3 protein-coding genes are annotated in these 6,264 nt (G+C 40.6%); all 3 read left to right on the forward strand.

Going from position 1 to position 6,264, the window contains the following annotated elements:
• Positions 1-14: 14 nt before the first annotated feature.
• On the forward strand, positions 15-1,382 hold the full coding sequence (locus tag Q1R07_RS14765; protein ID WP_300491723.1) for an NADH-quinone oxidoreductase subunit N: 1,368 nt from the start codon (positions 15-17) through the stop codon (positions 1,380-1,382).
• Positions 1,383-1,623: 241 nt separating this feature from the next.
• The gene (locus tag Q1R07_RS14770; RefSeq protein WP_300491725.1) at positions 1,624-2,073 is read left to right on the forward strand and encodes a T9SS type A sorting domain-containing protein; all 450 of its coding nucleotides are present in this window, start codon (positions 1,624-1,626) and stop codon (positions 2,071-2,073) included.
• A 69-nt stretch (positions 2,074-2,142) separates the two neighbouring features.
• Positions 2,143-6,264 (forward strand): FG-GAP-like repeat-containing protein (locus Q1R07_RS14775; protein ID WP_300491727.1); only part of this gene is annotated, 4,122 nt, incomplete at its 3' end.

Genomic DNA, 6,264 nt, shown 5'->3' on the forward strand with positions numbered 1-6,264 from the left:
TTTAGTCCAGCATAATGAGTACAATAATAGCAATTGCAGTATTAGGGGTTGTTTGCCTGCTAGCTGAAATTTTTAACTTACGAAAAGCCATTATTCCAATAACCGTTGCCGGTTTGTTGGCGATATTGGGTATGACCGTGACTGAATTTAACGTAACTGAAAGCTACTACAACAATATGATTGTAGTAAACCGTTTTACGGTGGCTTTTTCAAGTCTGTTTATTCTGCTAACTCTTTTTCTGGTTACGCTGAGTCATCATTTTTACAAAAATCGTCCGTCTAAAGTTTCTGATTTTATCGCGATCAAAATTTTCCTTTTATTAGGAGCTGTCGCAATGGTATCGTTCGGAAACCTGGCGATGTTTTTCTTAGGTCTTGAGATTTTATCCATTTCATTATATATCCTTGCCGGAAGTAAGCCTTTGAGTCTGAAAAGTAATGAGGCCGGTATGAAATACTTCCTAATGGGATCGTTTGCCTCAGGTGTGATCCTTTTTGGTATTGCTTTGATTTATGGTGCTGTCGCTTCATTCGACATGAATATGATCTACGAAGCATCCAATTCGGCTGCAACCGGTGACTGGTTTTATATCGGGGTATGTATGATTACCGTGGGAATGTTGTTTAAAATTGCCGCTGTTCCGTTTCATTTCTGGGCTCCGGATGTATACGAAGGCGCTCCTGCCCTAACAACCGCTACGATGAGTACGTTGGCAAAAGTAGTGGCTATGGCGACTTTCTTTAAGCTTAACATGGCCATGAACGGTAATATGAATTTTGCCTATGAAACGATTATCGTGATCATTTCGATCTTCTCGATGACAGTTGGTAATATCATGGCATTACGTCAGAACAATATCAAAAGAATGTTGGCCTTTTCGGGTATTTCACATGCTGGTTTTATGCTGATGGCACTTTTAAACCTGTCGAACGCGACCGGAAGTTTGTTTTACTATGCGACGGCTTATACTCTTGCCGGTATCGCTGCTTTTGCTGTAATCCTTTACGTATGTAACGATAAAGACGATGAAAGCATCACATTCTTTAACGGACTTGGAAAAAATAATCCTGTAATGGCTGCTGTTTTATCGGCATCCTTATTATCGATGGCCGGTATTCCGATTTTCTCCGGATTCTTCGCCAAATTCTTTATCCTGAATCAAACACTACAGGCCGGTTACCTGATTTTGGTTATCGCCGGTATCATTAACTCCATCATCAGCGTATATTACTATTTTAAAGTAATCAGCGCGATGTACACCAAAGAACCGAATGAAACTAAAAAACCGGTTCCGTTCGAATATTACGTGGTAGCTGTATTGGCTATCGGACTGAATATCGCGATCGGTTTATTCCCTTCTTTTCTAATGGATTTACTATAGTTTATTACACATTCATTTATACTAACTAAAAAAGTCACCGGGAAACTGGTGACTTTTTTTATTGATACGTCTTACAGTCATAGTTGTAGCAAATTTCCTGTCTTTTTTTGTTGCGATTCAAGAGCCAAATAAAGTCGTAAAGCTCCCAAAATATTTCCTATTCTATAATTTTTGTTTTTTTAGTCCTAATTTCAAGTTCAATTAAGAATCTTCCTCCGTAAACTAATTAAATCTAAACTTTATGAAGGCTACTATTCTACCATTATTGACTTTTCTGAGTTGTTTTTTATGCAACTTTACCGACATCAAAGCGCAAACGATTTATTTTTCTTATGATTCCGCCGGAAATCAGAATATCCGAGAATTGAAATGTATCAGTTGTGAACCCAAACATACGGTCGATCGCGTTGCTTCGGAAGAATTGACAACGCTTTCAGAAAAATCGACACTGCGCTATTATCCAAATCCGGTTACCAATGAATTGCATCTTGACTGGACATTGGTAGACAATCAACAGCTGACTTCTATTACACTTTATGCTATAAACGGACAACATATCCGGACGTTTTCAAATCTGGAAAAACAAACCAAATTTCAAATCCCTTTCTCCGATTATCCCAATGGGATGTATAGTCTGATTATTCTCTATAATAACAGTGAAAAACAGGCCTATACTATTATCAAAAAATAGTGCATTAATCCAACTGCTCCGAAATCTAAAAATTTGTAATACGCTCCCCATAATCAAGATACTTATGGTATGAAAAGAGCCATACAATTAACGATGTTTTTGTGGTATGCTATTGTATTTTCACAACAGCAACAACCATTTCACGATACTCAGGGAAAACTGGAAATAACCAATTCCGGACAGGCGACTTACACCTTGCCCATTGCGATGCCACCGAGTCTTAAAAACACCGGGCCGGTGATCAATCTTGTTTACCAAAGTGGTCAGTTTGGAGGAATCGCCGGACAAGGATGGAATATCAGTTCCATTTCGGCCATCACACGTGTTTCAAATCGCACCGATATTGACGGTTCCCGTCAAGGGCTTCATTTTGACAGCACCGATAAACTCGCACTCGACGGGCAACGTCTTTTGGTGGTTTCCGGTGAATACTGGCATATCGGTTCTGTTTATCAAACCGAAACCCAATCCAACCTTAAAATCGAATTACAACGAAGCGGATTCGGACTCTATTTTATAGTGACTACACCCGATGGGTCGCGTTCCTGGTATGGTAATTATAACAACAGTAGCACCGACCTGTCGGCATTTTATATCCGCCGGTATGAAGATCCGCTTGGAAATTTTATTACCTATCGCTATACCAAGCCTTTTGCTAAAAGTTTGTGCCTTAGCGAAATCCGGTTTAGCGGCAATACTGATGCCCTGAATCCGTTAAACAGCATACAATTCCATTATAAAAAAGCACAACGAACCGAATCAGCTTACGCCAGAGGGCAAAAACTCGAAAAAGAAGCACTGCTATCTTATATCGAGGTCAAAACCAATAACCAACTCTTTCGGAAATATGAGTTTACCCATATCGCCGATCCGAAACTAGGATATGAAAAAGTATCCCAAATTCAGGAGTTTAACGGTGCTTTGGAACCCGCTAATCCAGTAACCTTCGAATATCAAAATACACAAACGCTTGGTCTTGGATCGGAATTACTGACTACCTACCATAATAATCTCGATTTCGATTCAATCGTACTAAGCGGTGACTTTGATGGCGACGGCCGGCTTGATTTTACCACCGAAAATCAGATTTTTACAAACAATTTTCTCGGGACTACTGGCCAGACACCTGTTAATTCTCCAATCGTTTTTGACAAACAGGATACCTTTACCGCCACTACACTTGCTGTCAATAAATTAAATCCCTTTCAATCGATCGTTAAGTTTTCGGAAGGGGAAGGCTTTAAAGTATACAATCTTCAAAATGGTAATCTCAATTTATCCTACACCAAACGCTTTGATTTTCCGATACATCTGTCCTGTTTTAATCCGATTGAATCCTGTACTTCGACAAAAAATGCATTTCTCGAAGGTGATTTTAACGGAGATGGGATATCAGAAGTACTACTATATAAAATATGTAAGGTTGGTGAGAAACGAAAGTATACCGAATACGAATGTGGCCAATTTTACTGGGTTGACTTAAACCCTACTATATCCAGTCAGCTAACGGGTAATTCTTTATCCGCCGGTCCAACACCGGGTGCCGTTATTCTATCAAATCCGGATTTATTGATCGGAAAAAAAAGATATGTGGGCGACTTTAACGGCGATGGAAAATCGGATATTTTTATTATCAATGCTAATGGAACCTATAAAGTGGTCGGTTTTAAACAACTCACAGCCACACCATGGGTAGAACCGGAGTTATTGGGAAAAGGAACCTTAAGTACCTATTCCGAAACCAAACAAATCCTTTTTGGCGATTTTAACGGTGATGGCAAAACCGATGTCATGTTGCCAAGAGCCAGTGGAAAGTATAACGAAGCCAATGATTGGTGGGATATTTATTATAGCAATCCAAAACCCGATCACACTTCCTTTTTCACCATGGAAACCTTCCGTATTGTCGACTACTGGCAGCATTCCGGCATGCATTTTAAAGATGGTATACAATACAGTAATTATTACGCTTTGGATACTAACGGTGATGGAAAATCGGATCTGGTTCGGATCTGGCGCAATAAATACGCGCCCAAATGGACCATTAACGATTACAATACCAATTGGAAAATCACCTCTTTTGTCAACAATATCGGAAAAACAGGCGCCAGTGGCTTTACACTCGACTATGAAACACCATGTCAGGGTAAATTCTACATTTCCTGTGATCATCACAGTGATTCCCCGGATATGGTTATTCCAATTGTATCAACATACCGACAAGGAATAAACAAAGAAATCCTTATGGTTCGAAACCATTACAATCAGGTTACCTACGTTAATTTCACAAAAGATGTCGCAAAAGACAATCTGCTTAAAAAAGTAACCACTGCCAATGGTGCTTTGATCCATGAAATCAACTATCAGCCATTAGAACCATCAGAAAATAATTCCGGTTATGGAAATCCGGATGAGTTCTATTCCTCTTCCAATAGTGTCCGCTATCCCAATATCGAAATCAAACGATTGCCTTTTTTCTGGGCCGTGTCCCGATTGACCCGTACTACCGGTGAAGTAACCCGTCATCAGGATTTCCGATACCACGGGTATACTGTAAATATGACCGGACTTGGCGCTTTAGGATTTACTAAAACCGCCCGAAGTAGTTGGTATCAAAAGCCTTCCAATTCCAGAATATGGAATGTTATGCAGAACGATCCAACCAAAAGAGGATTACTGATCAATACCTATACACAGCTGCAACGCTCCGGAGCCGCTTTTTCGTTTGCCTCCGGATCCAATATCCCGGAGAATGTGATCAGTAGTATGACTAACCAATATGCGATCACCACAAATAATAAAGTCTATACGCCTTTGCTTACCCGGCAAACCACAACCGATCATCTCACTTCGGTGAAATCGGTAAAAGACTATCAGTACCAGCCGGTATTCTATTTACCGGAAATCGTGCGAACACGGCATTTTTCAGGTTCGACCTTACAAGGTGAAACAACCACCGAAACCGAATACCAAAATAATCCAAACGGTGTCGGAAACAGCTATTATATAGGTCGGCCAATAAAAACCATTACCCGGACAAATGCATATGATGATTCACAAAGCACCGAAACGCTTTATACTTACAATTCCAACGGAACTTTGCTTACCCTCCGGAAAAAACCTTTGGTCGAGAGCTATTATCTCACCGAGGCTTTCGAATATGATCCCTATGGTAATATCCTGAAAAAGACCCTTAGTACCCCGGGATCTGAAATTCCAACGTCACCACGGGTTACCGAATATACCTACGATCCCTCCGGAAGGTTTGTTATCGCCAGTAAAGCCATAACCGGACAAACAACCCAATATACCTATCATCCCTTATATGGAACCGTACTTACCCAAACCAATCCGGATCAGCTAACCACAACTACCCGTTATGACAATTGGGGAAAACCGGTTCAGGTAACCAACTATCTTGGAAAAAGTACCTACTATACCTATACTAAAAATCAGCAGACCTATATCTCCCAACAGTTAGATGCCGATGGCGGCAGTACCATCAGTCAGTCCAATGTACTGGGACAAGAACTTAAAAAAGGAATAAAATTATCCGATGGGCAATGGAGCTATACCGCTATACAATACGATTTCCTGGGACGAAAAGTAAAGGAAAGCAACCCTTTTGTTGACACTCCTTCCTTATGGACTTCCTATACCTATGATGACTATAATCATTTAGTCGAAACCATATTGCCCACCGGGAAAACCAACCGTATTTCCTATAGCGGACTAACGGTAACTACTTCCGACGGAAACAAAACCAGTAGCACGACTCAAAATGCCAACGGACATATCATGAGCGCTACCGACAACGGTGGCACCGTTACCTATAAATATAACGCTGGCGGAGCCGTAACAGAATCGGATTTTCAGGGGACTACGATTACAACCCAATACGACAATTGGGGACGAAAATCAAGGCTTTCCGATCCTTCGGCCGGGGAATATCGCTATACCTATTATCCTTTTGGAGAAGTCCGTACCACGACCACGCCTCTGGGAATCCTAAAAAATTTTATCGACGATTTCGGCAGGCTAACGCTAACCGAAGAAGAACCTAAAAACGGTACTTCTTTTTACTCCCGATATTATTATAATACCGATCATACTTTAAACAGTACCATCCGGGAAGAATACACTACCGGAAAAGTGACCGATCAAATACTGTACGAACATGATCACTATAAG

The organism is Flavobacterium sp. (assembly GCF_030146175.1).
Classification (GTDB): Bacteria; Bacteroidota; Bacteroidia; order Flavobacteriales; family Flavobacteriaceae; genus Flavobacterium.

What these genes read in the sequence shown, in the direction of transcription:
- Q1R07_RS14765 (WP_300491723.1), top strand. Translation starts at nt 15, where the DNA reads ATGAGTACAATAATAGCAATTGCAGTATTAGGGGTTGTTTGCCTGCTA.
- Q1R07_RS14770 (WP_300491725.1), top strand. Translation starts at nt 1,624, where the DNA reads ATGAAGGCTACTATTCTACCATTATTGACTTTTCTGAGTTGTTTTTTA.